Annotated in this window: 24 protein-coding genes and 1 pseudogene; 16 read left to right on the forward strand and 9 right to left on the reverse strand. The window is 69.8% G+C overall.

Going from position 1 to position 26074, the window contains the following annotated elements:
- Window positions 1–40 precede the first annotated feature (40 nt).
- Together ACI2LY_RS07195 and ACI2LY_RS07200 are read left to right on the forward strand one after the other, a co-directional pair.
- Window positions 41–238: a DUF4236 domain-containing protein gene (locus tag ACI2LY_RS07195; protein WP_031181605.1), complete on the forward strand. Its 198-nt coding sequence runs from the start codon at window positions 41–43 to the stop codon at window positions 236–238.
- A gap of 84 nt (window positions 239–322) precedes the next feature.
- Window positions 323–1852: a helix-turn-helix domain-containing protein gene (locus ACI2LY_RS07200; RefSeq protein ID WP_404706269.1), complete on the forward strand. Its 1530-nt coding sequence runs from the start codon at window positions 323–325 to the stop codon at window positions 1850–1852.
- Window positions 1853–2927: 1075 nt separating this feature from the next.
- Here the strand turns inward: ACI2LY_RS07200 and ACI2LY_RS07205 are convergent.
- The 3 genes from ACI2LY_RS07205 to ACI2LY_RS07215 all read right to left on the reverse strand — a co-directional run bounded on the left by ACI2LY_RS07205 (window position 2928) and on the right by ACI2LY_RS07215 (window position 4231).
- Window positions 2928–3203 carry a hypothetical protein gene (locus ACI2LY_RS07205; RefSeq protein ID WP_404706270.1) on the reverse strand — a complete coding sequence of 92 codons (276 nt, stop codon included), beginning with the start codon at window positions 3201–3203 and terminating at the stop codon, window positions 2928–2930.
- Window positions 3204–3359: 156 nt separating this feature from the next.
- A complete protein-coding gene (locus ACI2LY_RS07210) occupies window positions 3360–3584 on the reverse strand; it encodes a hypothetical protein (protein ID WP_404706271.1) in 225 nt (74 codons plus the stop codon).
- 98 nt (window positions 3585–3682) lie between these two features.
- A complete protein-coding gene (locus tag ACI2LY_RS07215) occupies window positions 3683–4231 on the reverse strand; it encodes an RNA polymerase sigma factor (protein ID WP_404706272.1) in 549 nt (182 codons plus the stop codon).
- A 241-nt stretch (window positions 4232–4472) separates the two neighbouring features.
- On the opposite strand from ACI2LY_RS07215, the gene ACI2LY_RS07220 reads away from it, so the two are divergent.
- The 7 genes and pseudogenes from ACI2LY_RS07220 to ACI2LY_RS07250 all read left to right on the forward strand — a co-directional run bounded on the left by ACI2LY_RS07220 (window position 4473) and on the right by ACI2LY_RS07250 (window position 12552).
- Window positions 4473–4655 carry a hypothetical protein gene (locus ACI2LY_RS07220; RefSeq protein WP_404706273.1) on the forward strand — a complete coding sequence of 61 codons (183 nt, stop codon included), beginning with the start codon at window positions 4473–4475 and terminating at the stop codon, window positions 4653–4655.
- 312 nt (window positions 4656–4967) lie between these two features.
- On the forward strand, window positions 4968–5564 hold the full coding sequence (locus tag ACI2LY_RS07225; RefSeq protein WP_404706274.1) for a TIGR03086 family metal-binding protein: 597 nt from the start codon (window positions 4968–4970) through the stop codon (window positions 5562–5564).
- 180 nt (window positions 5565–5744) lie between these two features.
- Window positions 5745–6662: pseudogene (locus ACI2LY_RS07230) on the forward strand (transposase).
- A 324-nt stretch (window positions 6663–6986) separates the two neighbouring features.
- Window positions 6987–7334 carry a hypothetical protein gene (locus tag ACI2LY_RS07235; protein ID WP_404706275.1) on the forward strand — a complete coding sequence of 116 codons (348 nt, stop codon included), beginning with the start codon at window positions 6987–6989 and terminating at the stop codon, window positions 7332–7334.
- Window positions 7335–7408: 74 nt separating this feature from the next.
- The gene (locus ACI2LY_RS07240; RefSeq protein WP_404706276.1) at window positions 7409–8083 is read left to right on the forward strand and encodes an ABC transporter ATP-binding protein; all 675 of its coding nucleotides are present in this window, start codon (window positions 7409–7411) and stop codon (window positions 8081–8083) included.
- Window positions 8080–10368, forward strand: coding sequence for an ABC transporter permease (locus ACI2LY_RS07245; RefSeq protein WP_404706277.1), 2289 nt, complete (start codon window positions 8080–8082; stop codon window positions 10366–10368). The genes ACI2LY_RS07240 and ACI2LY_RS07245 overlap by 4 nt, the downstream gene beginning before the upstream one ends.
- A gap of 144 nt (window positions 10369–10512) precedes the next feature.
- Window positions 10513–12552, forward strand: a complete 2040-nt coding sequence (locus tag ACI2LY_RS07250; RefSeq protein WP_404706278.1) for a phosphocholine-specific phospholipase C — start codon at window positions 10513–10515, stop codon at window positions 12550–12552.
- A gap of 118 nt (window positions 12553–12670) precedes the next feature.
- Here the strand turns inward: ACI2LY_RS07250 and ACI2LY_RS07255 are convergent, their stop codons facing one another.
- Window positions 12671–13429, reverse strand: coding sequence for a hypothetical protein (locus ACI2LY_RS07255; RefSeq protein WP_404706279.1), 759 nt, complete (start codon window positions 13427–13429; stop codon window positions 12671–12673).
- 213 nt (window positions 13430–13642) lie between these two features.
- Here ACI2LY_RS07255 and ACI2LY_RS07260 point away from each other — a divergent pair, with 213 nt between their 5' ends.
- Both ACI2LY_RS07260 and ACI2LY_RS07265 read left to right on the forward strand, forming a co-directional pair.
- On the forward strand, window positions 13643–14350 hold the full coding sequence (locus ACI2LY_RS07260; protein ID WP_404706280.1) for a DUF5819 family protein: 708 nt from the start codon (window positions 13643–13645) through the stop codon (window positions 14348–14350).
- A complete protein-coding gene (locus ACI2LY_RS07265) occupies window positions 14347–15552 on the forward strand; it encodes an HTTM domain-containing protein (RefSeq protein ID WP_404706281.1) in 1206 nt (401 codons plus the stop codon). Before ACI2LY_RS07260 ends, ACI2LY_RS07265 begins: the two co-directional genes overlap by 4 nt.
- 4 nt (window positions 15553–15556) lie before the next feature.
- Here ACI2LY_RS07265 and ACI2LY_RS07270 read toward each other — a convergent pair whose 3' ends face one another.
- A complete protein-coding gene (locus ACI2LY_RS07270) occupies window positions 15557–16288 on the reverse strand; it encodes a BTAD domain-containing putative transcriptional regulator (protein ID WP_404706282.1) in 732 nt (243 codons plus the stop codon).
- 260 nt (window positions 16289–16548) lie between these two features.
- Between ACI2LY_RS07270 and ACI2LY_RS07275 the strand changes: the two genes are divergently transcribed.
- Both ACI2LY_RS07275 and ACI2LY_RS07280 read left to right on the forward strand, forming a co-directional pair.
- Window positions 16549–17520 carry an LLM class F420-dependent oxidoreductase gene (locus ACI2LY_RS07275; protein WP_404706283.1) on the forward strand — a complete coding sequence of 324 codons (972 nt, stop codon included), beginning with the start codon at window positions 16549–16551 and terminating at the stop codon, window positions 17518–17520.
- A 114-nt stretch (window positions 17521–17634) separates the two neighbouring features.
- Window positions 17635–18417 carry a hypothetical protein gene (locus tag ACI2LY_RS07280; protein WP_404706284.1) on the forward strand — a complete coding sequence of 261 codons (783 nt, stop codon included), beginning with the start codon at window positions 17635–17637 and terminating at the stop codon, window positions 18415–18417.
- A 28-nt stretch (window positions 18418–18445) separates the two neighbouring features.
- Here ACI2LY_RS07280 and ACI2LY_RS07285 read toward each other — a convergent pair whose 3' ends face one another.
- Complete coding sequence (locus ACI2LY_RS07285; protein WP_404706285.1) at window positions 18446–18871, reverse strand: DUF6299 family protein; 426 nt, start codon at window positions 18869–18871, stop codon at window positions 18446–18448.
- 174 nt (window positions 18872–19045) lie between these two features.
- Between ACI2LY_RS07285 and ACI2LY_RS07290 the strand changes: the two genes are divergently transcribed.
- Both ACI2LY_RS07290 and ACI2LY_RS07295 read left to right on the forward strand, forming a co-directional pair.
- Window positions 19046–19858: a PaaX family transcriptional regulator C-terminal domain-containing protein gene (locus ACI2LY_RS07290; protein ID WP_404706286.1), complete on the forward strand. Its 813-nt coding sequence runs from the start codon at window positions 19046–19048 to the stop codon at window positions 19856–19858.
- A gap of 298 nt (window positions 19859–20156) precedes the next feature.
- Window positions 20157–20606: an ATP-binding protein gene (locus ACI2LY_RS07295; protein ID WP_389002840.1), complete on the forward strand. Its 450-nt coding sequence runs from the start codon at window positions 20157–20159 to the stop codon at window positions 20604–20606.
- Here the strand turns inward: ACI2LY_RS07295 and ACI2LY_RS07300 are convergent.
- The 3 genes from ACI2LY_RS07300 to ACI2LY_RS07310 all read right to left on the reverse strand — a co-directional run bounded on the left by ACI2LY_RS07300 (window position 20569) and on the right by ACI2LY_RS07310 (window position 24489).
- A complete protein-coding gene (locus ACI2LY_RS07300; RefSeq protein WP_404706287.1) occupies window positions 20569–22014 on the reverse strand; it encodes an amino acid permease in 1446 nt (481 codons plus the stop codon). The two genes, ACI2LY_RS07295 and ACI2LY_RS07300, sit on opposite strands and share 38 nt — an antisense overlap.
- Before the next feature lie 116 nt (window positions 22015–22130).
- Window positions 22131–23171, reverse strand: coding sequence for an ornithine carbamoyltransferase (argF, locus tag ACI2LY_RS07305; protein WP_404706288.1), 1041 nt, complete (start codon window positions 23169–23171; stop codon window positions 22131–22133).
- A 94-nt stretch (window positions 23172–23265) separates the two neighbouring features.
- Window positions 23266–24489 carry an arginine deiminase gene (locus tag ACI2LY_RS07310; protein ID WP_404706289.1) on the reverse strand — a complete coding sequence of 408 codons (1224 nt, stop codon included), beginning with the start codon at window positions 24487–24489 and terminating at the stop codon, window positions 23266–23268.
- Between the two features lie 214 nt (window positions 24490–24703).
- On the opposite strand from ACI2LY_RS07310, the gene ACI2LY_RS07315 reads away from it, so the two are divergent.
- Window positions 24704–26071, forward strand: coding sequence for a PhoX family protein (locus ACI2LY_RS07315; RefSeq protein WP_404706290.1), 1368 nt, complete (start codon window positions 24704–24706; stop codon window positions 26069–26071).
- Window positions 26072–26074 lie beyond the last annotated feature (3 nt).

The following is a 26074-nucleotide window of genomic DNA, read 5'->3' on the forward strand; positions in this document are numbered from 1 at the left end:
GAGCGCCCCTCAGAGGCGCCGACAATCGGAGGAGACAGTCATGGGCCTGACGTTCCGCAAGAGCTTCCGCATCCTTCCCGGCGTGCGGCTGAACATCAACCGCCACTCCTGGTCCATCACGACCGGCGGCGGCAAGCACGGTCCCCGCCACACCCACAGCAGCACCGGACGCCGTACGACCTCGATGGACCTGCCGGGCCCGTTCGGCTGGCGCAAGACGACGACCAAGAAGCGCTGACCGCCCCCGGCGGCCGCTGACCCCACGTCACCCGAACGGACCCCCCAGGAGGCGCGATCTCATATCTGAGATAGCCTCAACCTCATGTCAGACGACTACCTCGTACGCATCGGCAAGCTCATCCGTGACGCCCGGCAGCACCGTGGCTGGACTCAGGCGCAGCTCGCGGACGCACTCGGCACCAGCCAGAGCGCGGTCAACCGCATCGAGCGCGGCAACCAGAACATCAGCCTTGAGATGATCGCCCGGATCGGCGAAGCCCTGGACAGCGAGATCGTGTCGCTGGGCTACGCGGGTCCGATGCACCTGCGGGTCGTCGGCGGCCGCCGCCTGTCGGGCGCCATCGACGTCAAGACGAGCAAGAACGCGTGTGTGGCGCTGCTGTGCGCGTCCCTGCTGAACAAGGGCCGCACCGTGCTGCGCCGGGTGGCCCGGATCGAGGAGGTGTACCGCCTGCTGGAGGTCCTGAACTCCATCGGCGTGCGCACCCGCTGGATCAACGACGGCGTCGACCTGGAGCTGGTCCCCCCGACCGAGCTGGAGATGGACGCGATCGACGCGGAGGCGGCCGTCCGCACCCGCTCGATCATCATGTTCCTCGGCCCGCTGCTGCACCGCATGGACCGCTTCATGCTGCCGTACGCGGGCGGCTGCGACCTCGGCACCCGCACCATCGAGCCGCACATGATCGCGCTGCGCCGGTTCGGCCTGGACGTCGCGGCGACCGAGGGCCAGTACCACGCCGTGGTGGACCGCACGGTCCGCCCGGACCGCCCGATCGTGCTGACCGAGCGCGGCGACACCGTGACGGAGAACGCGCTGCTGGCGGCGGCCCGCCACGACGGCGTGACCGTCATCCGCAACGCCTCCTCCAACTACATGGTCCAGGACCTCTGCTTCTTCCTGGAGGCGCTGGGCGTACGGGTCGAGGGCATCGGCACCACCACCCTCACCGTGCACGGCGTCCCGAACATCGACATCGATGTCGACTACTCCCCCTCCGAGGACCCGGTCGAGGCGATGAGCCTGGTCGCGGCCGCCGTGGTGACGGAGTCGGAGCTGACGGTGCGCCGGGTGCCGATCGAGTTCCTGGAGATCGAGCTGGCGGTCCTGGAGGAGATGGGCCTCGACCACGACCGCAGCCGCGAGTACTTCGCCGACAACGGCCGCACCCGCCTGGTCGACCTCACGGTCCGCCCCTCCAAGCTGGAGGCGCCGATCGACAAGATCCACCCGATGCCGTTCCCCGGCCTCAACATCGACAACGTCCCCTTCTTCGCGGCCATCGCGGCCGTCGCCCAGGGCCAGACCCTCATCCACGACTGGGTCTACGACAACCGCGCCATCTACCTCACCGACCTCAACCGCCTCGGCGGCCGCCTCCAACTCCTCGACCCCCACCGCGTATTGGTCGAGGGCCCCACGCGCTGGCGCGCCGCCGAGATGATGTGCCCGCCCGCGCTCCGCCCCGCGGTCGTCGTCCTGCTGGCGATGATGGCCGCCGAGGGCACGTCGGTCCTGCGCAACGTGTACGTCATCAACCGGGGGTACGAGGATCTGGCCGAGCGGCTGAACTCGATCGGGGCGCAGATCGAGATCTTCCGGGACATCTGACCGGCGCGGTGTCGTGCCCTTTGGAGACAAGGGGCACGACTCCTCGACATGCCATCCTTCCGCTCTCGGCTCGAAGCCGGCTGGGCCAGCACTCTCGACACCCAAGGCATCCGCTAGCAGTACGAGCCCGAGCAAATCACCCTGTCATCGGGGGCGCATCACCTGCCGGACTTCTGTCTGCCCGAGATCGGGACATGGCTCGAGATCACGGGACCACCCCCCCGCAGGGAAAGGCCGTCGAGCTGGGCAAGACACGCGCCTGCCACTTCGGCGGCCCCTGCGCCTGCGCGTGGCCTGGCGGCGAGATCGTCCTCCTTGGTTGGGTCGCAGAACGCACTCACGGCGACATCAACGCGGCTCGCAGCCGGTCGGGCTACGCGAGTTGGGCCGCCATTCAGGCCCAGCCCAGCCCCACGACCGAGTGCTGCACTTCGGGAGCGGCTCGTGCTGGTCGCCTGCGGACATGGTGGCCATCCGCAGAAAGATCGCCGATCAGATGGCCGACTCGGAAAACATTCGCTGGGAGGACCTATACGAAGAGTGAGAGTGCGGACGTGTACTGCTCGCTCATTCGCGGGTCAAATTCCACCCTCGCACGGCACCAACTGGGCACCGTGCGGCCGCCACAAGGCGGCGGCCACTTCGACAACTCTCCACGGTGAGTCGGCCGGGGGCGCTGAACCCCACAGGTCTGGAACAGAACCGCGCCCGGCGTTTTCACAATGCCCGAACATTGCGGGGCGCCTCCGCCGAAGGAAACTCATCATCCCCGTCTACCGCCGCCACCGCTACGCCGTCCTAGTCGACGCCGTCACCCTTCTGGCAAGTCTCACGCCATACGCGGTGGCCACACGCTGATGCACAACTGTGCATACGCTTCGACGGCGGCCCAGCTCATCTTTTTCCCGGCGGCGGCCCTCTTGAGTAACGGTCGAAGGCGGCCTCGCCCCTGTGGGCCGGACCGCCTTCGCCGGGCGAAGTGTCACGAGGCTGGGGGTGCGACCTTCGGGGAGCCGAACTGGTCAGCCCCGCCTGCCGTACGCGCGGTCGGCCGGTGCCTCTTCAGCCGCCAACACTAGTTGGGCGACTTCGAGGTGGTGGTCACGATGGCCGACGGCATGGGCTTGTCAATCTCGACCTTCGCGACACCGCCCGAGAGATAGCTGCCGATCGTGATGACCGCCACTGCCGCGGTGAGCGCAAGGACCAGCCGCTCGCCCTTGGTCATACCCACGGGCGGAGCCGTCGGCGAGGTGGGTGCGGTCGGCTCGGACCACTGGTAGACGCCGAATCCGGTGAGAATCGCCATGACCGTCCATACGACGGTGCCGAAGTCGAACGTGATGTGCACTGACACTGGCCCCTTAGTCGAGGGCGCCCGGTACCCGAGCGACCCCTCTGCTCGGGCTCACTGCAAGCCCGGTCCCGCACCCTGCGTGCTGGCACATACATCAGTAGGCCGGGGCACTCCCGTGTTAGGAGGAACCCCGGCCCGATTCAGCGGGGCTTAGTTGTTCCTGTGCGCCACCTCCCGCGTTCCTCGCGAGGGGAACAACGCGATAAGGACGGCCAAGGTCATGACCGAGTGACGCGCCGGTCGCTCCTGCGGCGTCGGCGTGAAGAACAGCAGGACCCGGTCGACCAGGTGCACGACCATGGCCCAGGCGAGGGCCAAGTACGACCCGACCCACAGGGTGAAGCTCGCCCTGGGGCGGCGATTCGTCATTTCCATTTCTCGTTCTCTCCTCCACGAGCGGTGGGTGGAGCAGCCCACCCTCGGTGCGCACGGAACGCTGGCTGGCGGAACGTCCCGTGCACCCGGGGGAACGGTTACTCCGCCAGGGGCGACACCTTGCCGTTCAACGCCCCGCTGATCTCTGTGGAGTTCATGCCTTCGGCCTCGGCGAGCAGGAAGACCGTGTACTGCTGGTCACTGAGCACCTTCCTTAGGAGCGGCAGCTTCTCGTTCAGCGACTCCCGGATCTCCTTCAGCACCACGGCGTCCTCGGCGTTGGCCGAGTCCTCGGTGTCCAAGAGGTAGGTGTTGTCCCCGACGAGGAGCGCGCGCTGCTGCTGCTCCGCGATCTTCTTACGGTGCTGACCCGCCTCGCGCTTGCAGATCGTCTTCATGTAAGCGAGCACACTGCCTTCGACGGGACCGCTGTTCTCCAGCTTCGTGTGTAGGCTCTCCGTGGCCTTCACGAGAACCTCGGTCTCGTGTGCGGCCGTCGCCCACGCGCGGGTGTACCGGCGAAGGGACTTCTCGTTGCGCCTGACTTCCTCCCACTGCTCTCGCGCCAGCGGGGACAGCGAGGGCGAGGGCTTGCCCAGGGTGTGGGAATCCTGGTCGGGCTTTCGCCAGCGCTTGGGTTTGCTCACTGCGGTTGTCCTTCACGGTCGAGACCTCTGCCCGAGGGGCAGAGACACCAGAGCGCCTCTAACGCCAACTTCAGGCGCCTGACCCCTCCGAGTGTTTGCGTGATGCGCGTCACGCTGCTCCACGAGGTGGCCTCGCCCCTCTGTAATCCAATTCCGCAGGGGCTGAAACGGTCGTCTGCCCCCCTGGATCGCAAAGGAACTCGTCCAAGTGGCGGATAGCAGTGCCCAGGACCTGTGACCTGTGCGCATCATGCACGGGCCGCCCGTAAGGAACAACCTCGCGCTGCGCCCGCAGCCCATCCAACTGCGCCACCCGGTCTACCTGTCGATCGAGGCCGAACGCATCGGGTACCCACTGACGGGCGACATGCTGGTGGAGTCGGACCGGGTTTCCGTTGATCGCTGTGCCTGGGGTCGCACGTGACCCGCAAGAAGGTTGCCGCGGACGCGTGGGTGTCCTGGACTGGATCGTCGGCACGCCCCGATGCGGGTGGCGGTGGAGGAGTTCAATTCGATAGCCCTGGGCCTGTCGCGGTCGCGGCTTGGGCAACGGCAAGTCGTGCACGAGGGGCACGTTCCTGGTATACGCCCTCCCCAAGGGTGGAGGGACGAGGATCCGAAGGAGCGATGGGTCGAGCTGACCAACGACCTAGTGCCGCATCAGGCAACGTTCGCCCCCGACAGGCATCGGGACCGGCTGAGGCGCCTCAGAAATGTGTGGCCCAAAAGCGGGAGCATGACTAACGTCGCGGCCGTGGATATCAGAGAACTGGACCACCGTGCCCTCGCCACCTTGGGAGCGGTGATCGCGCAGATTGGCCCGGACCAGCTTCGTCTTGCAACGCCGTGTGCCGACTGGACACTGCACGGCCTCCTCCGCCACCAAGTGAGCGAGAACCTCGGCTTCGCAGCCGCCGCAGCAGGCGTCACCGGTGACATCAGGGCCTGGGACCAGGGCAACCTGGGCGGGGATTTTTACCAGGCGTACCTCGACTCGGCCGACGCCATGACCAAGGCGTTCACCGAGGATGTCCTGGACCATTCGCTCCAGATCAGGGAATTCGGGCTCTTTCGCGGCCGGGTCGCGCTCGGTATGCACGTGCTCGACTGTGTAGTCCACGGTTGGGACGTCGCTCAGACCATCGGTGTTGCCTACGATCCGGACGCCGATCTCGTCCGCTACTCACTCAAGGTCGCGGCGCTGATCCCGACCGGAGCACCGTCCGACGACCGGCCAAGGGCAGCGTTCGCCCCGGCGGTCGAGATCTCCGCAGGCTCTCCTGCCCTGGAGCGGCTGCTCGGACTCGTCGGCCGTCGTCCAGCGGCAAGCTGAGCGATGGCTCACCAACCGGCTGTGCACTGACTTCTGCACCGTGCAAACGCCGTCCGGTGTCGAACTGTTGTCATGCGACGCGCCGCCCGGGTCCTGTTCTGGGCGGGGCGCGGTCGTCAGGCTTTGCGGGTGGCAGAACGAGTCTGTGCACGCGAGATCGACGATGCCGAGGGCAGATGACTGCTGCGGATCGTCCGCCGCGGTACGGGGTCGGTGGTGACCTGGAGACGGGCCCAGATGGTGCTGCTGTCGGCGCAGGGCATGGCGGTGGCGAAGATCGCCGAGGTGACCTTCACCAGCACCGACCGGGTCCGGGACGTGATCCACAACTTCAACACCGACGGCTTCGACTCCCTCTACCGCCACGAGGGCCTGCGCAGCCTGCTCCGCGAGGAAGGCGTCTCCTTTCAACGCATAAAGACCTGGAAGACCTCCCGAAACCCGGACTACGCGGCCAAGAAGGCACGTGTCGAGCACCTCTACGCGATCACCGACGGCGAAGTCATACCCGAGGACGGCGAGCCGGAAGTGACGTTCTGCCTGGACGAGTTCGGCCCGCTGAACCTCCAGCCGCACCCCGGCCGGCAATGGGCCGAGCGCGGCGGCAAACACAAGGACCCCGCCCGCGAGCCCAGGCCCCGGCGCCGGGCGACCTACACCCGCCCGCACGGGGTCCGGCACCTGTTCGCCGCCTACGACCTGGGCAAAAACAAGCTCTACGGTCACATCAAGAAAACCAAGAACCGGTCGAAGTTCCTGGAGTTCTGCCGCTACCTGCGCACCCTCTACCCTCCGACCGTCCGCCTTGTGATTGTCTGCGGCAACTACTCCCCGCACCTGACCACCAAGCGGTGCCGCCGGGTGGCCGACTGGGCCGAGGCCAACAACGTCGAAATCGCCTAAGCCCCGACCAACTCCTCATGGCTGAACCGCATCGAAGCCCAGTTCACCGCCCTGCGCTACTTCACTCTCGACGGCACCGACCATCCCACCCACAAGGCCCAGGGCAGCATGATCCGCCGCTACATCATCTGGCGAAACCGACACGCCAACGACGAACGCCTACGTGCCGTGGTCAACAGGGCGAACGTTGCCTGATGCGGCACTAGCCATCCCCCTGCCACTGGATGCCAACCGCGCAGGGACGGAGGTGGGAGAAGTCCCGCTCAGACACGTCGATGGGAGTTGTGGGACACCTGAGCAACGCCCGCCACTAGGGAACACCTTCTCAAGAATCCCTCCCACCGGAGAGATTCTGCTGCTCCGGGTCAGAGTATGGACATTGATGGTTTATCAATCAAAAACCAGACGGTCGGCTTGCCTCAAGCCTCTAGGAGCAAACAAAAAACGGGAGAGAAAATGCGCAAACTGGCAGTCGGCGTGCTCGCCGGCGGGATCTTCGCCCTAAGCGCTGGAACGGCGATGGCAGCCTCGTGGCACACCATCCCGACGCTCACCACGGGGGGCGCGTCCTTCACGGGGGGCCAGTACACGTTCTGGCCGTCGGGGCAGAACCACGGTGCCTTCGAGTGGAAGGGCAAGCTCAACGACACCGACAGCGGTGACGGGCACAACGTCTACATGCAGGTGCGTGTGGAGGGCTACGACTGGAGCCGCTACAACGGCAAGCAGAAGAGCTCAGTCTCGTTCGACCAACTCAACTGGGACGGTGCCGCGCAGTACACCGACGACGCCTACATACGCGTCTGTCGGGACAAGGGCTCGCTGAACCCTGACAACTGCTCGGCGACCAAGCACTACCAGCGGTAGTCGGACACACCGGCAAGAGTGCGGGCCCAGGGGCCCCTGGGCCCGCGTGCAAGCTTCCTGGGGGAAGTCAACGCATGACAGATCTACTTGTTGCCACGGGAGTTGACCTCTCCTACGGTGACCAGCCAGCCGTTCGTGATGTTCATCTGTCCGTGGCGTCCGGGGAGGTAGTGGCGATCACGGGGCAGAGTGGTTCGGGGAAGTCCTCGTTGCTCTACTGTCTGGCCGGGGTGCTGGGCGCCACGCGGGGACAGGTGCGGTTCGACGGGCGGGTACTCGGGGGGCTTTCCGACGACGAGATCAGTACGTTGCGCCGGGAGCGGTTCGGGTTCGTTTTCCAGTACGGCGAGTTGTTGCCGGAGCTGACCATCGAGGAGAACACCGCCCTGCCTCTGCGCCTGGCCGGCCGACGCAAGGGGCCGGCGCTAGCAGCGGCCAACGAGGTGCTCGTGCGGCTCGGGCTCGGGGAACTGCGAGAGCGGCGGCCGGGGCAAGTGTCCGGTGGACAGAGTCAGCGGGTCGCGGTGGCACGTTCGCTGGTGCACCGGCCGGCCATCGTCTTCGCGGACGAGCCGACCGGGTCGCTGGACAGCGCCAACGCCTCCGCCGTGCTAAAAGAGTTCCTCGATCTGGCGCGGTCGCAGAATACGGCCGTCATCCTGGTCACCCATGACCTCGGCATCGCCGCGCAGGCCAACACGCACTACACGATGACCGACGGCGTGCTGAGTCCGCGAGGTGGGGAGTGAACGAGTTCCGGCTCGGTCTGCGCCTGCTGTTCGGGGCCGGGCGCGGCAACCGTATTCGCTTCCTCCTGATGGCGGTCGGCGGCTCCATCGGCGTGTGCTGCCTCGCCCTGGTCCTCACCGTCCCGGCGATCCTCGACGCCCACGACGGCCGCGCCGCGGCTCGGCAGCCCGTCACCTCGGCCAAGGGGCCGGCCGACGGCACGCTCGTCCTCCAGCGCAACGACACCTACGGTGCCGCGTCGTTCACCAGGTTGCTCATCGCCAAGGGCGTGGGGGGTACGCAGTCCGCTCCGCCCGGACTGGATGAACTCCCGCCTCAGGGAGCGGTTTTCGTCTCTCCTCGCCTGCACGACCTGCTGCGCGAGGCGCCCGCCGTCAAGGCGCTGCTGCCGGGCCGCGAGGCGGGTGTGATCGGCCCGGCCGGGCTCGCCCACCCCGACGAGCTGTACGCGTACATCGGGACCGACCGCGCCCGGATCGCCGACAAGGGGCGGACCCTGAAGGGGTTCGGCTACAGCTACGCCCCCTCTCCGGCCATCGAGCCGTCCACGCTCACCGACGTGCGGTTCGCCCTGGCGACGCTGGTCCTGCTGCCCCTCGGGATCTTCCTCTCCGTCTGCGCCCGGCTCTCCGCCGCAAGCCGGATGCGCCGCCTCGCCGCACTGCGCCTACTGGGCCTGAGTGCCAAGGGCACTCAGCGGGTGAACGCCGCCGAGATCGTCGTCGCGGCGCTGCTCGGCGCGGTACTCGGGCTCGGCGAGTACTGGCTGCTCAACCAGGTCATGTCCCGCGCGGGACTGCCGGGCCTGCGGTGGTACCCGGCCGACGGCTCCCTCTCCGCGACCACCGTCGCCGTCTGCCTGATCGGCTGCCCGGCCCTCGCCTGGTTCATCGGCCGCAGGAGCGCGCGGGACGCGACCGTCAATCCGCTGTCGGTACGACGTACGACGGCGCCGCGACCACCGTCCAGGTGGGGCGTTCTTCCGCTGGTCGCCGGACTGGGCATCGTGTGCGGCTTCTGCGCGACGGGCCTCATGGGCCACCCCGCGTCGAGCGTCGGGCTGAACGCGCTTCTCGTGGTCGCCGGAGTCGTACTGACCGGCGTCGGCATCGTGCTGACGCTGCCCCTGCTCTCCTACGTCTTGGCCGGCCGGGTGGCGAGGTCCACCCAGTCGCTCACGCTCAACCTGGCGATGCGTCGCAACGAGGCGGAGCCTGGCAGCACGATGCGGGTCGTCACCGGTCTGGTGCTCCTCGTCTACGTCGCCTCGCTCGCCCAGGGTGTCCTCATCCAGCTCGAACAGGTCACCAGCCCGTCCGGTCCCGTGCAGAGCTACTCCCTGCCTCTGTCGGGGCTCAGCGCGCGGCAGCAGCGGGATGTCGCCGAGGTTTCCGGTGTCCGTGCGCACGCGGTGATGATGAACTCCTGGGTCGACCTCGACGCGGACCAGGCGTCCCTCGCGTCCTCGGCGTCCGCCCTGGTGGCCACTTGCGCCCAGTTCGAGCGGATGACCCGGCGTGCGGAGGGCTGCGTGGACGGCAAGGTCATGCGGCTGGTCGACCCCAACTCCAGCGTGGGGTCCGATCTGAAGCCCGGCACGCCCTTCAGCTTCCGCTTTCGTACCGACGCGGGCGCGAACAGGAGCCTGAACGTCACGCTCCCGGCCGACCGCATCGTCTACAGCGGATACTCGGGCTCCGCGGCAGGCAGCGCCGTGCTCCTCGTCCCACCGGCCGCGGTACCCGCCGGAGCCAGCCCGCGCGATGCGGAACTGCTCCTCGCCGGCAGCTCGGACCCCGGCGAGGTGCGCGGCGTCCTCAACGGGATCGCCGTCGTCCTGCCGATCGCCGAGGTCGAGCTGGTCGGGCTGAACATCCAGGGGCTCGAGCAGATATCCGTGGTGGAGACGCTGTTGGCGCTGGGCATGGTCATGGGGCTGGTCATCGGGGCGGCGGCGTTCCTCGTGTCCGTCACCGACCGGGCCGTCGAACGCCGTGCACAGGTCACCGCCGTCACCCTGATCGGGGCACGGGCGCGGACGATGAGAGCCGTGCAGTGCGCACAGGTCGTGCTGCCGCTGAGCCTCGGGCTGATCGTCGCCCTGGTCGCGGGCAAACTCGCCGAGTCCAGCTACCTGATCACCGGCGGGGGGACGATCCGCTGGGACCTGGCGGGCGTCCCGCTGCTCGTACTCACTACGGCGGGCGTGGTTGCTCTGGCCGCGACAGGGTCCCTGCCGCTGGTGGGCCGCCGCATCGACCCGGAACTGATCCGCCGGGACTGAAGTCACTGGAGACCTGAAAGAGACGCCTATTTCGGCTTGCCCATTGACAATTCAATACGGGCTGCGTTGCACTGTTCAGCTCTCGTGGCAATTCGTGAAAACACTCCGCCCGAGAACGGTGTGTGAATTAAAGGAGAATACTCCGTGCCCGATGTCAGTCGTCGCAGGTTTCTGCAGATCGCCGCCGGAAGCGCGGCCGCCGCTAATCTGTCCGCCGGAATCGCGCGGGCCGCGTCCATCGCCCCCGCCAAAGGCACCGGCACGCTCGCCGACGTGGAGCATGTCGTCGTGCTGATGCAGGAGAACCGGTCGTTCGACCACTACTTCGGCACGCTGAGGGGGGTGCGGGGGTTCGGGGACGCGCGGTCGGTCGGGCTGCCGTCGGGGAAGAGTGTGTTTCACCAGGTCGACGGGGCGGGGCGCGAGACGTTGCCGTTCCGGCCGGATGCCGACCGGCTCGGGATGCAGTTCATCCAGGATCTCGATCACAGTTGGGCGGGGACGCACGCGGCGTTCAACGGCGGCCTCTACGACAAGTGGATTCCCGCCAAGTCCACGACGACGATGGCTTATCTGACGCGCGCGGACATTCCGTACCATTACGCGCTCGCGGACGCGTTCACCGTGTGCGACGCGTACCACTGCTCGATGCTGAGTTCCACCGACCCGAACCGTTACTACATGTACACCGGCTATTCCGGGAACGACGGCAAGGGCGGCGGGCCGGTGCTCGGGAATGAGGAGGCCGGGTATTCCTGGACCACGTTCCCGGAGATCCTCCAGCAGGCGGGCGTCTCCTGGAAGGTGTACCAGGACACCGGCACCGGGCTGGACGCGGCGGGCGGCTGGGGCTGGACGAGTGACGCGTTCATCGGCAACTACGGTGACAACTCCCTGCTGTTCTTCAACCAGTACCGGAACGCCAAGCCTGGCGACCCCCTCTACGACCGGGCCCGCACCGGCACCAAGGCGGCGAGCGGCGACGGTTACTTCGACCGTCTGCGCGCCGACGTGGCAGCGGGGACCCTCCCCCAGGTCTCCTGGATCGCCGCCCCCGAAGCCTTCAGCGAGCATCCCAACTGGCCCGCGAATTACGGTGCCTGGTACATCTCGCAGGTCCTGGACGCGCTCACCTCCAACCCGGACGTCTGGAGCCGCACCGCCCTGCTGCTGACCTACGACGAGAACGACGGCTTCTTCGACCACGTCGTACCGCCTTTCCCGCCCGCCTCCGCCGCGCGCGGCCTGTCCACCGCCGATGTGACGAAGGAGCTGTACGGCGGCTCGTCCGGGTACGCGGCCGGACCGTACGGGCTAGGTCCGCGCGTGCCGATGCTCGTCATCTCGCCCTGGAGCACCGGGGGTTGGGTGTGTTCGCAGACCTTCGACCACACCTCCATCGTGCAGTTCATCGAGAAGCGGTTCGGGGTGCGCAACCCCCATGTCTCGCCCTGGCGGCGCGCGGTGTGCGGGGACCTCACCTCGGCCTTCGACTTCTCCCGCGGCAACTCCGCCACGCCCGGCCTGCCCGACACCAGCGGCTACCGGCCACCGAACCACTCCAACCCCGGCGACTACGTGCCCACGCCCCCGGCCGCCGGTGCCCTGCCCAAGCAGGAGCGCGGCACCCGGAGCGCGCGGGCCCTGCCGTACGACCTGGCCGTGGACACCAAGGCGGTCGGCGGACGCATGCAGTTCACCTTCGCCGCGCTCGGCACCGCCGGGGCCGCCTTCCATGTCACCTCGGCCACCCGCACCGACGGCCCCTGGCCCTACACCGTGGAGGCCGGGAAGAGCCTCACCGACAGCTGGGCCCTGCCCGGCACCCGCCACGACTTCTCCGTGTACGGCCCGAACGGCTTCCTCCGCCGCCAGGCGGGCACCAACACCGCCGTCGGCCCCGAGGTCACCGCCCGCCACGACAACTCCGCCGGGCAGGTCACCCTCACCTTCACCAACGCGGGCAGCGCGGCCGTCACCTTCACCGCCACCGACGCCTACGCCCCGTCCCAGCACTACACGTACACCGTGGGGCCCGGCGCGTCCCGCGTCGTCAAGGGCTGGGGCGTGGCCGCCGGGAACCGCTGGTACGACGTCACGGTCACCTCGGGCAGCGATCCCGCCTTCGTCCGGCGCTTCGCCGGTCACGTCGAGACGGGCGCCCCGAGCACCGCCACGGCCTGATCACGAGCCGTACGTCATCGAGCCGTACGTCATCGAGCCGACCCCGTGGCGCGCAGCCGTGACTGCCGGAGACCCGTGCGGACTTCGGTCTCCGGCAGTCCGGTCCGTCTTCTCGCGCTCAGCCGCCGGTCGTCGCACCGGTGGTCGTGGCGCCCGTGCCGCCACCGCCGCCACCGGTCGTGGCTCCGGTCGTCGTGGCGCCGGTACCGCCGCCGCCACCGCCGGTCGTCGCACCAGTGGTCGTGGCTCCAGTGCCGCCACCGCCGCCGCCCGTGGTCGCACCGGTCGTCGTGGCTCCGGTACCTCCACCGCCGCCACCGCCGGTCGTCGCGCCCGTGGTCGTGGCGCCGGTACCTCCACCGCCACCGCCGGTCGTCGCGCCGGTCGTCGTGGCGCCCGTGCCTCCGCCGCCGCCGATCGTCGCGCCGGTCGTCGTGGCGCCCGTGCCTCCGCCGCCGCCGGTCGTCGCGCCGGTGGTCGTGGCTCCGGTCGAGCCGCCTGTGGTGGTCGCGCCCGTGGTGGTGGCGCCGGTGGTGCTCGCACCGGTCGTCGTGGTGGTGGCGCCCGTGGTGGTGGCGCCTGTGCTGCCGCCACCGCCTGTGGTCGCGCCGGTCGTGGTGGCTCCGGTGCCTCCGCCGCCGCGGTTGCAGAGCCTCGGGTCCACCCGGATGCCGGTCTTCGCGTCCACCGCGATGAGCTTGCCCTTCCGCACGACGAGCTTGCAGACCACATGGGGTGCGGCCGCCGATGTCGTCGGTGTCTTCGCCGTGTCGGCTGTCGCGCCGACGGCCATGACGCCGCCTGTTCCGACGAGTGCCACGGCCAGGTAGGCCGCGCCGACCGCCTTGGGTATGTGCCTCCACTTGCGCGCCGCCATGATGCCTCCCTCAGGGATGGGGCAGATACCTCTCCAACCTGAGGCATCGGGCATGACCGGGGCGTTGGTCCAGCGTGACGGTGCCGTGACCCGGACGCTGAAGCGCGCCGACGCCCATTCGGCCGAACAGAAAGCCCCTCTCCCCGGCCGTCTCCCTATGCTGATCTCACATGATCGACTGAAGCGGTCGGAGCCCCGGAACGGGGGAGCGTTGTGGAGCGACACGAGGGCGTGGGTGAGGCCGGTGCCCAGGAAACGGCACCCCGGCAGCCCACCGCGAGCGGTGTGCTGCCGCCCAGGCTGAACGGCTCGTGGTCCAGGCCCGCCCGGCTCTGGCTCGCCACGGTGATCGTGGTGACGGCGATGGCGGTCACCATCCATCTGCTGCTGCTCTTCCTCTATCTGGCCCCCGCGAACGCCATCAGCAAGCAGCACCGCGAACTCGTGAACAGCTACGTCTATCCGGAGTTCGACCAGAACTGGAAGCTGTTCGCCCCGAACCCGCTCCAGGGCAACATCTACGTCGACGCCCGCGCCGAAGTACGGCTGCCCGACGGCTCCCTGCGCACCTCGGCCTGGCTGCCCCTCACCGAGCAGGACATCGAGCGCATCCGGGACAACCCCGCCCCCAGCCACGCCGACCAGAACCTGCTGCGCCAGGCGTGGGACTTCTACACCCGGACCCATGACGCCAAGGGCCTGCCCATCGGGCTGCAGGGCCAGCTCGCCGAGGTGTACGTACGCCGGATCGCGGCGAGCCGCCTCGGCCCGGCTCTGCTGGGCGGCCAGGTGGTCAGGGTCCAGCTGCGTTCCACGTACCGCCCGATCGCCCCGCCGAAGTGGAGCGGGGAGAGCGACGACGAGCCGGTCACCTACCAGACGCTGACCTGGTGGCCGGTATCGAAGGAGGACTTCCGGTGACCGCCGACACGGACCGCACCCCGGCGCCCTCCCCTTTCAAGGGCATGAGCGGGCGGATCGACGCCAGGATCATCAGGTGCCTGAACGACATCACGGGCCGGGCGCTCTTCCCGTACCAGGCGGCGATCGTCCGGATCGGCTTCTCGCTGACGTTCCTGCTCTATCTGCTGCGCGAGTTCCCGAACCGGCAGGAGCTGTACGGGTCCGCCAGCCCGTGGACGTTCGATCTCGCGCAGCGGCTGATCGCGTCGAACGGCGCGTTCTCCGTCCTGATGTGGTCGGACAGCGGCTGGTGGTTCGAGGTGGTCTACCTCGTGGCGATCGGCGCGAGCCTGGGGCTGCTGCTGGGGTGGCACACCCGCACGATGTCGCTGCTGTTCATGGTGGGCGTGCTGGCGCTGCTGAACCGCAACGTCCTGCTGGGCGACGGCGGCGACACCCTCATCCACCTCGTCGCCAGCTATCTGGTGCTCACCCGCTGCGGCCAGGTCTGGTCACTGGACGCGAGGCGGCGGCGGCGCGCGGCGGAGGACGGCTCCCCCACGGGCGTACCGACCCGCATCGTGCTCTGGACGGTCCTCGGCCTGTTCCTCGCACTCGCCCAGCTCACCGGATTCGCGGAACTCTCCTGGGGCTGGGCCCTGTTCCTGTGGGGGATGTGGCTCATCCAGGGGCTGTGGTTCCGGGTGGAGCGCGGTGAACACACCGAGTTGCGGGCCGTCATGGACGCCACCGCCAATGTCGTGCACAACGCGGCGCTACTGGTGATCGCCGCCCAGGTCTGCATCCTGTACGCGACGGCCGGGCTGTACAAGATCCAGGGGCCGCGCTGGCAGGACGGCACGGCGGTCCACTACCCCCTGCATCTGGCCTACTTCAGCCCCTGGGGCCCGCTGTCCCGGACCGTCGACGGCAGTGCCGTACTGGTCACCGCCCTCACCTACGGAACGGTGATCCTCCAGGTGGCGTTCCCCTTCACCCTGCTCAACCGCCGGGTGAAGAACGTGCTGCTGCCGATCCTGATGGCCGAGCACGCCTCCATCGCGGTGCTGTGCGGGCTGCCGTTCTTCTCGATGGCGATGGTGTTCGCCGACGCGGTGTTCCTGCCGACGAGCTTCCTGCGCTGGCTCGGCTCCTGGGTGTCGGGCACCGCGCACCGCCTGCTGGAGCGGGTGCGCGGCAGACGGACCGCCGAGGCGTGAGGGTTCACCGGCGCAGGGCCGGGTCCCCTTCCCCGGCCCAGCGCACCCGGGCCACCAGCTGGTGCAGCCGCTGGGTGGGGCACAGGCCCAGCTCGTCGCGCAGCCGCCGTACGTACCGTTCGAAGTGGTGGACGGCCTCGGACGGGTTGCCCTCCGCCAAGTAGGCACGGATCAGGGAGGCTTGGCTGCTCTCGCGGAGCGGGTCGGCCTGTACCGCCGTCTGGGCGGCGGCCACCGCGCCCGCGTACTCGGTGGCGTCGATGAAGGTCTCGGTCAGGGACTCCAGCGCGTGGAGCCGCAACTGCCGCCAGTGATCGGCCTCCAGGAGGGCCCACTCGTCGTACCAGCCGGGCAGCAGGTCGGCGGAGAGCTGGTCGACGGTCGCCGTGCTGAGGTGGAGGGCGACGGGCGGTACACAGGGGTCGAGGAGGTGCTGGGCCAGCTCCCGGGCGTCGCGGAGGTCCACCGTGACATCGGGGGCGAGGCGCACGTCCGTCGGGGAGATGTCGAGCGCGTTGACACCGAGCCCGCGCAGTCGGCACAGCGCCGCCCGCAGATTCGTGTACGCACAGTGCTCGGCGACACCGGGCCAGAGGCTGCCCGCGATCAGGGCGCGGGGGACGGGTGCGCGGTAGTTGAGTGCTACGAACGCCAGGAGTCGTCTGGAGCCCACCGGGGCTGTCACCGGTACGTCGTCGACGGCGAGATCGAAGCCGCCTAGGAGAGAGATGCGCACGGAGGGCTGGATCTGCGTGACTCTGGACGAGATGGCTTGATCACCTGCGGTCATAACTCGCCTCAGCGCGTAGAGGGATCAGCCGCGACACGCGTGCCCCGGCCGTGCGGTCGCTGCTCAGAGGGCTTACGACCCGCAAAACTCGCTGTGGAACCAGCTTGCTGTGACCACTTGGGTTTGTCCAATTGCAGGCGTTCGCCCCTTTTCGCCCGCGCCCCGGCGTACCGTTTTCCGCCCGGAGGAGGGGGGACTCGGCGTCCATGGTGCGAATCGGATACACGATGATGACCGAGCAGGCCGGGCCGCGTGAGCTGGTCGAGCATGTCGTCCGTGCCGAGGAGGCGGGGTTCGACTTCTCCGTCACCTCGGACCACTACTTCCCGTGGCTGCGTTCGCAGGGACACGCCCCGTACGCGTGGAGTGTCCTCGGCGCGGCCGCGCAGGCCACGTCCCGGATGCCGCTGATGACGTACGTGACCTGCCCGACCTTCCGCTATCACCCGGTGGTGGTGGCGCAGAAGGCGGCGACCCTGCAACTGCTGTCCGAGGACCGCTTCCGGCTGGGGCTGGGCTCCGGGGAGAACCTCAACGAGCATGTGGTGGGCCAGGGCTGGCCCGCGGTGGACGTGCGGCACGAGATGCTGGAGGAGGCGGTGGAGATCATCCACGCGCTGTTCGAGGGCGGCCACGTCACCTACCACGGCAAGCACTACGACGTGGAGTCGGCCAAGCTGTGGGACCTGCCCGAACGGCGGCCGCCGCTGGGCATCGCCGTCTCGGGCGAGCAGTCCTGCGCGCTGGCGGGGCATCTCGCCGACCTGGTCATCGCCACCGAGCCGAAGAAGGAGCTGCTGGAGGCGTTCGACCGGCACGGCGGCACCGGCAGGCCCAGTGTGGGCCAGCTCCCGGTCAGCTTCGACACCGACCGGGACGCCGCGATCCGGCGCGCGCACGACCAGTTCCGCTGGTTCGGCCTGGGCTGGAAGGTCAACGCCGAGCTGCCGGGCCCGGATTCCTTCGACCAGGCGACCCGGTTCGTCACCGAGGACGACGTGGCCTCCGCCATCCCGTGCGGCGACGACCCGGAAGCCTTCGTGGCAGCCGTACGGCCCTATGTGGACGCCGGGTTCACCGAGGTGGCCCTGGTCCAGATCGGCGGCCCGACCCAGCCGGCCTTCATCGACTGGTCGGAGAAGACCCTGCTGCCCGCGCTGCGCGACGCCTTCCACTGAGCGGCGGCTCGATCCGTACGGCCGCCAACCCCTCGGCTTCGTGGGGCAGTTTGCCGTCATCGTCCGCTGAGCAGTAACAGACAGCGGGCGGTGACGGCAGCCTTTGGGGGGCGCATGGCGTACGTGATCGTGGTGCTGCTGGCGGCGGCGCTGGCCGGGTGGGGAGTGGGGGTCCGGGCGCGCAAGTTCCCGGGCAGCCTCGCCCGCGCGGTGCTGCCCCGACACGCCGAGGACCGGCGCCCGCTGACCGAGGCGCGGGCGAACGTGCGGACGCTGGAGGACACCGGCCGCTGGGAGGAGTCGGCCGCGCAGACCGAGCTGACGGAGGCGGAGCAGCGCCGGAAGCGGGACCTGCGGGCGGCCGACCAGCGGGTCACGCGTCTGGAGAAGCCGGGCCGCGGCAGGCAGCTCAGCAAGCTGGGCGAACTGACCCTGTACGAGCACACGTTGGTGAAGCAGCCCCCGACGGGAGCCGTGCGCACCCTGCAACTCGCCGATCTCCGGGTCAGGTTCGAGTCCGGCGACAGCTGCTACTACCTCTACGTGCTCAAGGCCGACGGCACCCCCGACCGCACCAACTACCCCCGCCGCACCGGCGAGGGCGAGGAGGCGAAGGGGTACACCGAGGACCGGGTGCGGGACTTCTGCGACGCGGTGCAGAGCGCGGTGGCCCGGGAGAACGACTTCCGCGCGACCCTGCCGGAACAGCTCAAGCAGGCCCAGCGGGACCGTGACCTGCTGGAACGGGACACCGAGGCCGTGGACCGGGCGCGGCAGCGGCACGCCGAGATCCGGGCCCGCAACAAGGACAACCCCCGCCTGGCCGAGGCCCGCGCCGAGCTGGAGACCGCCCGGCAGGAATGGCGGCGGCACACCGGACGGATTCCCCCGCCCTAGGGGTACCGCCGCCCTTCCTTGACGGGGTTCAGCTCCGGACGAGGGTGATGTCCCGCTCCTGGGTGGCGTGGAACACGGGCAGCGGGACGAGCCCGCTGGGCCGCAGCTCCATCACGTTGGCCTGGACGTGCGCGGCGCCCGCCCGGAGCTTCTCGGAGGAGACCTTCCCGGAGTTCACCCAGCGGTGCTCGGCGCCGTCGCAGCGGGCGGCGCCGCCGCCGATGCCGTGCCGGACGCGCGGGTCGGCCTGGCTGATCGAGGAGCTGACGAAGACGGGTCCGGTGCCGGGCAGACAGCGGTAGGTGCCGGACAGGGTGACGGTGCCGTCGGCCGCGAGGCGGGCGGTGGAGTCCACGGTGACGCTCTCGCCGGGGGCGGCGGCCGCCGGGGTGGCGAGGGCGCACAGCAGGGCGGCGCCGCCGAGTGCGGTGGCGAGGACGGGACGTACGGGCATCGGATGCCTCCCGGAGTGGGGGTGTGGGGGCTTCAACAGGTACCGGCGGGGCCCGGGACGGCACGCGACCTTCACCCCATCGGTGGCGCGTCAATGGGCCGTGCGCAGTCGTCCCCGTGTCCTGCCGAAAGCCTCCGCACCGATGGTGACCAGCAGGTATGCCGAAGACCTAAAATGATCAACGTGTCCGAGCAGCACGCCCCCAGGTCCCTCATCGTCACGCTCTACGGGGCGTACGGCCGTTCCGTACCGGGCCCGGTGCCCGTCGCCGAGCTGATCCGGCTGCTGGCCGCGGTCGGGGTGGACGCGCCCTCGGTGCGCTCCTCGGTGTCGCGGCTGAAGCGGCGCGGTCTGCTGCTGCCCGCCCGCACCGCCGGAGGCGCGGCGGGGTACGAGCTGTCGGCGGAGGCGCACCGGTCGCTGACCGCGGACGACCGCCGCCTCCACGCGACGGGACCGGCCGAGGAGGCGGGCTGGGTGCTCGCGGTGTTCTCGGTGCCGGAGTCGGAGCGGCAGAAGCGGCATCTGCTGCGCTCGCGGCTGGCCGCGCTGGGCTTCGGCGCGGCGGCCCCCGGGGTGTGGATAGCCCCGGCCCGGCTGCACGAGGAGGCCCGGCACGCCCTGGCGCTGCTGGGTCTCGACCGCTACGTGGATCTCTTCCGGGGCGATCATCTGGGGTTCGCGCCCACGGCCGAGGCGGTCGGCCGCTGGTGGGACCTCCCGGCCATCGCCGGGGAGCACGAGCGGTTCCTCGCGGCGCACGCGCCGGTGCTGCGCGCCTGGGAGGAGCGGGCGGACACCCCGGCCGAGGACGCGTACCGGGACTATCTGCTGGCCCTGGACTCCTGGCGGAGGCTGCCCGGCGCCGACCCCGGCCTGCCCGCCCGGCTGCTGCCCGCCGACTGGCCGGGGGCGCGCTCGGCGCGGGTGTTCCGGGCGCTGCACGAGCGGCTGCGGGACGCGGGCGCGGCGTTCGTCGGGGTGTGAGCGCGCCACCCGGTGACCGGCCGCTCGCTCGCCGGAACCGCGGGGACGGAACGGACACCGCCGTCCTGTGACTGTGGTCACTCGAAGAGGGTTGCCACCCCGCACGCGCGACCGTCCCGTCACCGGTGTCACCGGTGATCGACAGGGACGTAACAGCAGCTACGGGAGGGGGTGGTGGGGCGTTCGACGAGGAGCGCGTACGGGTATCGGGACCCATGGCCGGGGCGGGTGCCCGCCGACGGTTTCGATGGCCGGACCCGTACCATTTCCTACAGTCGAAGGCAGGACAGCCTGCTCCATGAACGGACTCGCCTTGCACGAACGCCCCACCGAATCGGCCTCCTGGCGCATCGCGCTGCCGCACACCGCCGCGGCGGTGCCGGTCGCGCGCGCCCTGGTGCGTTCGGCTCTCGCCGAGGTGGGGCACATCGCCGACTGCGACACGGCGGAGCTGCTGACCGCCGAGCTGGTGGCGAACGCGGTGGAGCACACCGCGGGCAGTGGTCCGATCGAGCTGGTGGTGGAGCTGCGGCCGACCGGCTGCCAGGTCGAGGTGCATGACCCGGACCCGGCGCCGCCCGGCCATCTCACCCGTCCGGTGATCGAGGAGCCCGACCCCTGGCAGGAGGGAGGGCGCGGCCTGTTGCTGATCCGCGCCCTCAGTTCGTCCTGTGGTCACCGCCCCACCTCGTCGGGCAAGGCGGTGTGGTTCAGACTGCCTGTCGTTCCCGCTCAGCGTTCGGCGTGACCCCGGCCGCCTGGGCGCGGCCCAGCGTGGAGTGCCCGCGCCCGTAGGCGTAGTACACGCCGAGGCCCACCGCGAGGAACACCGCGAACTGGACCCAGGTCCGCCAGCCCGTCTCGTACATCAGGTAGAGGCAGAAGGCGACGCCGAGCAGCGGGGCGACGGGGTACAGCGGCACCCGGAAGCCGCGCTGGAGGCCGGGCTCGCGGCGGCGCAGCGCGATCACCACGATGTTGACGACGGCCATGATGGCGAGCGTGCCGATGGTGCACAGGTTGACCACGGCGTCGAGCGAGGCGAAGGCCGCGGGGACCGCGAAGACGGCCGCGACGATGAAGGTGCCCGCCACCGGGGTGGAGGTCTTCGGGGACACCTTCTCGAAGACGCGCGGGATCAGTCCGTCGCGGGACATCGACAGCAGGATGCGGGTCTGGCCGTACATCACCGCGAGGACCACCGAGGCGATGGCGACGACCGCGCCGAAGGCGATCACGCCGCCGCCGATGCTGGAGCCGGTGACCATGTTGACGACGTAGGACAGCGCGGCGGGGCGGCCGCCGACCTGCGGGGCGCCGATGGCGCCGATCGCGGCGAGCGCGACGGCGCAGTACAGCAGGGTGACCAGGCCCATGCAGACGAGGATCGCCACCGGGATGTCCCGGCGCGGGTTCTTCGCCTCCTCACCGGCCGTGGTGATCGCGTCGAAGCCGATGTACGAGAAGAAGGCCGCGGTGGTGCCCGCGCCGATGCCGCCCAGGCCCGCCGGGGAGAACGGGGTGAGGTTGCCGTCCTTGAACGCGCTGTAGCCGACGGCGCAGAACGCGAGCAGGATGACGAGCTTCACGGCGGCCATGGCGGCGGTGGCCCGCGCGCTCTCGCGCACACCGCGCATCAGCAGTACGGCGGCCATGGCGATGACGATGACGGCGGGCAGGTTGACCACACCGCCGTCGCCCGGTCCGGCGGACAGCGCGGCGGGCAGCTGCCAGCCGGTGAGGCTGTGCAGGAGTTCGTTGACGTACTGGCTCCAGCCGACCGCGACGGCCGAGATGGAGATGCCGTACTCCAGCAGCAGGCACCAGCCGACCAGGAAGGCGGTGGACTCGCCGAGACCGGCGTAGGCGAAGGAGTACGAGGAACCGGAGACCGGTATCGCGCCGCCCAGCTCCGCGAAGGAGAGGGCGGTGAAGACGCAGGTGATCGCGGCGAGGACGAAGGAGACGACCACGGCCGGTCCGGCCTGCGCGACGGAGCCGGAGAGACCGACGAAGATTCCGGTACCGACGATGGCGCCGACACCGAAGCAGATGAGCTGGAAGAGGCCCATGGTGCGCTTCAGACCATGGCCCTCGCGGTCGGCGCCGGACTCGGCGACGAGCAGTTGCGGGGACTTGATGCGGGGAGCGGGCATGCGGGTGGTGCTCGTTTCTGGTGGTGCGGACGGCCCGGGTACGGCCGCTGCGTCGGCGCGGCACGGGGGTGGGGTGGGGCCAGGCCGTCGGTCAGGATAAGGCCAGGTGAGGTGGGTCACGCAAGGGTTTGTGACGTATCGCCCTCGGTGGCCGCGAGGGTGGCGACGAGCACGGCCTTGATCGTGTGCATGCGGTTCTCCGCCTCGTCGAAGACCACCGAGTGCTCAGACTCGAAGACCTCGTCGCTGACCTCCAGCTCGGTCAGTCCGTACCGTTCGTGGATCTCGCGGCCGACGGCGGTGCCGAGGTCGTGGAAGGCGGGCAGGCAGTGCAGGAAGCGCACGTCGGGGTTGCCGGTGGCGCGCAGCACGTCCATGGTCACGGCGTAGGGGCCGAGCAGGGCGATGCGCTCGTCCCAGACCTGCTTGGGCTCCCCCATCGACACCCAGACGTCGGTGGCGACGAAGTCGGCGCCGCGTACGCCGTCCTTCACGTCCTCGGTGAGGGTGACGCGGGCGCCGGAGACCTCGGCGAGGCGGCGGGCCAGCGCGACGATGGTCTCGTCGGGCCAGAGCAGCCGGGGCGCGACGATACGCACGTCCATGCCGAGCAGGGCGCCGGTGACCAGGTAGGAGTTGCCCATGTTGTACCGGGCGTCGCCGAGATAGGCGAAGGCGATGTCCTCCAGCGGCTTGTCGCTGTGCTCGGTCATGGTGAGCAGGTCGGCGAGCATCTGGGTGGGGTGCCACTCGTCGGTGAGCCCGTTGTAGACGGGGACCCCCGCGTGCGCGGCCAGCTCCTCCACGACACCCTGGCCGTGCCCCCGGTACTCGATCGCGTCGTACATCCGGCCCAGCACGCGTGCGGTGTCCTTGACGGACTCCTTGTGCCCGATCTGGGAACCGGCCGGGTCGAGGTAGGTGGTGCGGGCGCCCTGGTCGGCGGCGGCGACCTCGAAGGCGCAGCGGGTGCGCGTGGAGGTCTTCTCGAAGATCAGGGCGATGTTGCGCCCGTTCAGATACCGCGTCTCGGCCCTGGCCCGCTTGGCCGCCTTCAACTCGGCGGCCAACGCGAGCAGCCCGCGGAACTCCTCGGCCGTGAAGTCCAGCTCCTTGAGGAAGTGGCGGCCGTTGAGGGCGGTCGGGACTGTCGCCATGGGGGCGCTCCAGGGGTACGCGGTGCACTGACTTCGGTAATTCTATACGAGCCTCGGCATTTCTATTCAGACAGCAGCATGATTATGCGGAGACTCACACGGAGTCCCGCTCCACCGGGCAGCTCATGCAGCGCGGCCCGCCCCTGCCGCGGCCCAGTTCGCTGCCGGGGATCTCGATCACTTCGATGCCCTGTTTGCGCAGGTGGGTGTTGGTGGTGGCGTTGCGTTCGTAGGCGACGACGACGCCGGGTTCGACGGCGAGGACGTTGCAGCCGTCGTCCCACTGCTCGCGCTCGGCGGCGTGCACGTCCTGGGTGGCGGTGAGCACTCGGATCTCGCCGAGGCCGAGGGCGGCGGCGATGGCGCGGTGCATGTGCTCCGGGGGATGGTCGGTGACCTTGAGTTCACGCTCGCCGACGCCGGGCTCGATGGTGTACGAGCGCAGCATGCCGAGCCCGGCGTACTGGGTGAAGGTGTCGCCGTCGACCATGGTCATCACGGTGTCGAGGTGCATGAAGGCGCGCCGCTTGGGCATGTCGAGCGCCACGATGGTCTGCGCGGAGCCCGCCTCGAACAGCTTGTGCGCGAGCATCTCCACGGCCTGCGGGGTGGTCCGCTCGCTCATCCCGATCAGCACGGCGCCGTTGCCGATCACCAGCACGTCGCCGCCCTCGATGGTGGAGGGGTAGTCGGCCTGGCCGCGCGACCAGATGTTGGGGTTCTCCTTGGTGAACAGCGGGTGGTGGCGGTAGATCGCCTCGAAGTGGACGGTCTCGCGCTGCCGGGCGGGCCAGCGCATGGCGTTGATGGAGACACCGTCGTAGATCCACGCCGAGGTGTCGCGGGTGAAGAGGTGGTTGGGCAGCGGGCCCAGCAGGAAGTCGTCCAGCTCCATGACGTGGAAGCGGACCGACGCGGGCTCGGGGTGGCCGGTCAGGAACTCCCGCTTGGTCATGCCGCCGACCAGCGCCTCGGCCAGCTCGCCGGGGGCCATCGCGTCGAAGGCGGTGCGCAGATGGTCGGTGGCGAGGGGGCCGTACTCCTTCTCGTCGAAGACCCGGTCCAGGACCAGGCTCCGGGCCTCCGGGACGGCCAGGGTCTCGGTGAGCAGGTCGCCGAAGAGGTGCACCTCGACCCCCCGGTCGCGCAGGACGTCGGCGAACCCGTCGTGCTCGGCGCGCGCCCGGCGCACCCACAGCACGTCGTCGAAGAGGAGGGCGTCCTTGTTGCTGGGGGTGAGGCGTTTGAGTTCGAGGTCCGGTCTGTGCAGGATCACCCGGCGCAGCCGCCCGGCCTCGGAGTCGACGTGGAATGCCATGCCTTCATCCTGGCCGCCCGCGCCCGTGTTCACGCGCCTTCCGACCGTTTCCGCGCCCCCTGTTTTCGTCGTGCCGACGAGAAGCGGGGGCGGTCCTGCGTGGCCCGTGCTCGGGGAGTGACCGGTGGCGCACGCGTGGTTCCCGTGGTCCGCGCCGGGTGGTACACACGGCGGACGCACATGTCCTGTCCGCCAGCAGGAAGGTCGCTCCCCCATGTCCGCTTCACGACGTCAGGTCCTCGCCTCCGCGAGCGCGGTGGGGGCGGGTATCGCCTTCACCGGAGCGTTGTCCGAGCTGTTCGCGGGCACCGCCGCCGCGCAGCCGCTGGGCCGCACCGGTTACGGCCCGCTCGTCCCCGACCCCGACGGCCTGCTCGATCTGCCCAAGGGGTTCCGCTACCGGGTGCTGTCCCGCGAGGGCGACCCCCTGCGCTCCGGTGAGGGCCCGGTGCCGTCCAACCACGACGGCATGGCCGCCTTCGCGGGCCGCGACGGCCGTACCCACCTCGTCCGCAACCACGAGAACCGCCCCACCGCCAAGATCCGCGTCCCGGCCGTCGAGGGCCTGACCTACGACCCGGAGGGGCACGGCGGCTGTACGGCGCTGACGCTGGACTCGCGCGACAGGGTCCTGTCCGAGCGGGTCGCCATCGCCGGTACCGCCGTCAACTGCGCGGGCGGCCGGACCCCTTGGGGCACCTGGCTGACTTGCGAGGAGACCGAGGACCGGGCGGGCGACAACGGCCACACCAAGGACCACGGCTTCATCTTCGAGGTCCACCCCACCGACCCGCACCGCACCGGCGCCGTCCCGCTGACCGCGATGGGCCGCTTCCAGCACGAGGCCATCGCCATCGACCCCCGGCGCGGTGTGGTCTACGAGACCGAGGACGCCTTCCTCAAGCCGTTCGGCCTGTTCTACCGGTTCCTGCCCGAGAAGCCGCTCGGCGGTGTCGGGTCGCTCCGCGCGGGCGGCCGTCTCCAGGCGATGCGGGTGCCGGGGGTGCCGGATCTGTCCACGGTCCAGGAGACGGGCGCGTCCTTCGACGGCGTCGAGTGGGTGGACGTCCCCGACCCGCTGGCCGCGACCACCCCGACCCGCCTCCAGGACTACGGCCCGCGCGGCATCACCCACGCCCAGAAGCTGGAGGGCTGCTACTGGGGCGGGTCCTGCGTGTACTTCGTGTCGTCCTTCGCCCACAGCGCGGAGGGCTCGGCCGCCGACCACTTCGGCCAGATCTGGCGGTACGACCCCGAGCGCCGCCGCCTCACCCTGGTGATCGTGTTCGGCCCGGACACCGACGTCCAGCTGCCCGGCGAGTCACCGGACAACATCTGCCTCGCCCCCAGCGGCGGCCTGATGGTGTGCGAGGACGGCAACGGCGCACAGCACGTCTTCGGCGTCACCCGCGGCGGCGAGGTGTACGCGATGGCACGCGGCCGCCAGAACCTCGGCACCCCCGAGGAGCCGGAGTGGGGCGAGTTCGCGGGCGTCACCTTCTCCCCCGACGGCGACACGATGTACGTCAACTGCTACACCCCGGGCACCACTTTCGCGGTGACCGGGCCCTGGCGGAGGTAGGCC

The organism is Streptomyces sp. NPDC002176, from assembly GCF_044903645.1.
GTDB lineage: Bacteria > Actinomycetota > Actinomycetes > Streptomycetales > Streptomycetaceae > Streptomyces.